Source organism: Mycolicibacterium arseniciresistens, from assembly GCF_030519285.1.
GTDB lineage: Bacteria > Actinomycetota > Actinomycetes > Mycobacteriales > Mycobacteriaceae > Mycobacterium > Mycobacterium arseniciresistens.
This window is the reverse complement of record NZ_JAUMSQ010000494.1, coordinates 1-2,426: the sequence shown is the minus strand read 5'-3', so window position 1 is coordinate 2,426 and position 2,426 is coordinate 1. Positions and strand designations below refer to the sequence as shown.

Annotated in this window: 3 protein-coding genes and 1 pseudogene; 2 read left to right on the top strand and 2 right to left on the bottom strand. The window is 72.4% G+C overall.

The window, feature by feature from the left end:
• Window positions 1-128, bottom strand: a pseudogene (locus Q2100_RS30940) (MBL fold metallo-hydrolase); the annotation flags it as partial.
• 1 nt (window position 129) lies between these two features.
• Window positions 130-864 carry an enoyl-CoA hydratase gene (locus Q2100_RS30935; protein WP_302917082.1) on the bottom strand — a complete coding sequence of 245 codons (735 nt, stop codon included), beginning with the start codon at window positions 862-864 and terminating at the stop codon, window positions 130-132.
• 80 nt (window positions 865-944) lie between these two features.
• On the opposite strand from Q2100_RS30935, the gene Q2100_RS30930 reads away from it, so the two are divergent.
• Both Q2100_RS30930 and Q2100_RS30925 read left to right on the top strand, forming a co-directional pair.
• Entirely contained in the window at window positions 945-1,559 is a 615-nt protein-coding gene (locus Q2100_RS30930; RefSeq protein WP_302917081.1) for a hypothetical protein, read from the top strand.
• A gap of 9 nt (window positions 1,560-1,568) precedes the next feature.
• On the top strand, window positions 1,569-2,426 hold an 858-nt coding region (locus Q2100_RS30925; protein WP_302917080.1), incomplete at its 3' end, for a carboxyl transferase domain-containing protein.

The following is a 2,426-nucleotide window of genomic DNA, read 5'->3' as shown; positions in this document are numbered from 1 at the left end:
GCGACGGCGGCGATCTCCGCGGGCGTGGCGCCCAGGGCGGCGGGGGTGCCGTGCAGCGCCCGCAACACCCAGCTGCCGCCGAGCAGCGAGGCGGTCCCGAAACCGAAGCGCAGCGCGGCCCGCAACATGTCAGGCGCCCAGGAAGTTCGGCGGCCGCTTCTCGATCCGCGCCACCTGCGCCTCGATGATGTCCTTGCTCCCCCAGGCCCGGTCGAACAGCTCCTGGTGCACGGGCAACGGGTCCTCGTAGGCGCCGTCGTCGTTGAGCACCCGCTTGGCGTGCTGCAGTGCCAGCGGCGCGAACCCGGCGATCTCCTGGGCCCACGCCTGCGCATCGGCGAGCGTGCCGATCCGGTTGGCCATGCCGGTCTGCAGCGCGACATCGGATGTGAGCCGCTCGGCGGCCATCAGCATCCCGCGCGCTCGGCCGGCCCCGACCAGCGACGTCAGCCGCCGGATGCTCCAGTTGTCGAGCGCGATGCCGTACTTCGCGACGGGGAACTGGAAGTAGGCCTCCGGCGCGACGACCCGCAGATCGCAGATCATCGACAGGATGACCCCGGCCCCGATCGCGGGGCCGTTGATCGCGCCGATGACGGGCACCGGCGCCGCATCGATGGCCAAATTCAGCGCCCTGGCCCGGTCGGGCAGGTCCTCGGCGACACCGGACGGGTCCGACAGGTCCGCACCGGAGCTGAACACGTGGCCCTGGCCCGTCAGCACGATGGCGCGGACGTCCTCGGTGGCGGCCTTCTCGATCGCTTCGCGCAGGCTGTCGACGAGTTCGCTGTTCAGCGCGTTGCGTCGCTCGGCGCGCTGCATCTCCAGGGTCAGCACGTGCCCGTCGCGGGTCACTCCAATCATGGCGCCAACCTATATGAAGCCGGGCGGAGGATCCGGCCGGAGTGTTCGCCAGGTCCGCCCGGTGATGATGGAATCGCACGGTGACGCGGACCAGGTGGCGGGTGCCGGTGGCCGTCCTGCTCGCCTCGGTGCTCGCGGCGTGCACGGCGTTCGAGGATCGCCAGGACGAGATCGACTCGATCACGGCCGCGATGCGCAGCGTGCCCGGCGTCACCCGCGCCGAGCCGACGTACGTCAACAGCACATCGCTGGGCGCGACGTTCACGCTCGCGGTCGAGGTGCGGCACGCCATCTCGGCGGCGAGCCTGCAGCAGGCCGGCGGCCGATTCGTCGTCGAGGTGGACGACCACGGATTCCCCGAGTACATCGTGTCGCTGAAGGTCCAGACCGCGTCGGTCGACCGGGCCGAGGGATCGTCGGGCGCCTCCTTCCGGCTCACCGACAACCGACTCGGGCGCAACCCGGTGAGCGCCGACGACGTGGCCGGCGACCTGCGACTGTGGGCGGAGGCGATGCAGTTCCCGGGCGTGGTGTCGGTCCAGCTCAGCCGGCCGGCCGAATCGGCGAGCGAACCCGGGGTCAACGATCGCCGGCTCGACATCCGGGTCGCCGACCGCGAGGCCGGTGAGCGGCTGGCGGCGCGGTTCCCGGAGACATCGCGGCACTGGCGCGTCGAGGCCCGTCCCGCTGGCTAGCCTTTCCCCATGAGCCGGATCGGTGCGCTGCAGATCCGCGACGCCGTGCTCGACCCCGGCTCGTTCCGGAGCTGGGACGGCCCGCCGCTGCCCGTGGCCACCAGCGACACCTACCGCGAAGAACTCGCCGATGCCGCAGCCGCCACCGGGCTGGACGAGTCGGTGCTGACCGGCGAGGGAACCGTCTCCGGGCGACGGGTCGCCGTGGTGGCGTGCGAGTTCGACTTCCTCGCCGGATCCATCGGGGTGGCCGCCGCCGAGCGCATCGCCGCGGCCGTCGCGCGCGCGACCGCCGAGCGGCTGCCGCTGGTGGCCTCCCCCAGCTCCGGCGGCACCCGCATGCAGGAGGGGACGGTCGCGTTCCTGCAGATGGTCAAGATCGCCGCGGCCGTCGAGCTGCACAAGCGCGCCCACCTGCCCTACCTGGTGTATCTGCGGCACCCCACGACGGGCGGGGTGTTCGCATCCTGGGGTTCGCAAGGGCACGTCACCGCCGCCGAACCCGGCGCCCTGATCGGCTTCCTCGGGCCGCGGGTGTACCGCCACCTCTACGGCGAGGAGTTCCCCGAAGGCGTGCAGACCGCGGAGAACCTGCACCGGCACGGGGTGATCGACGGCGTGGTGCCGCTGGAGTTCCTGCGCTCGACACTCGACCGCACCCTCACCGTCATCGCCGACCGGCCGGAGCCTGCGCCGCCCGCCCCACCCGCCAAGGTTGCGCGCACCGACGTGCCGGCATGGGAGTCGGTCACCGCGTCGCGTCGGCCGGACCGTCCCGGCGTGGCCTACCTGCTCCGTCACGGCACCACCGAACGCGTGCTGCTGTCGGGCACCGGACGGCACTCCACGACACTGCTCGCGCTGGCC

Excerpts from the sequence above, each read along its gene's own strand:
- Q2100_RS30935 (WP_302917082.1), bottom strand. The coding sequence starts at position 864 with ATGATTGGAGTGACCCGCGACGGGCACGTGCTGACCCTGGAGATGCAG.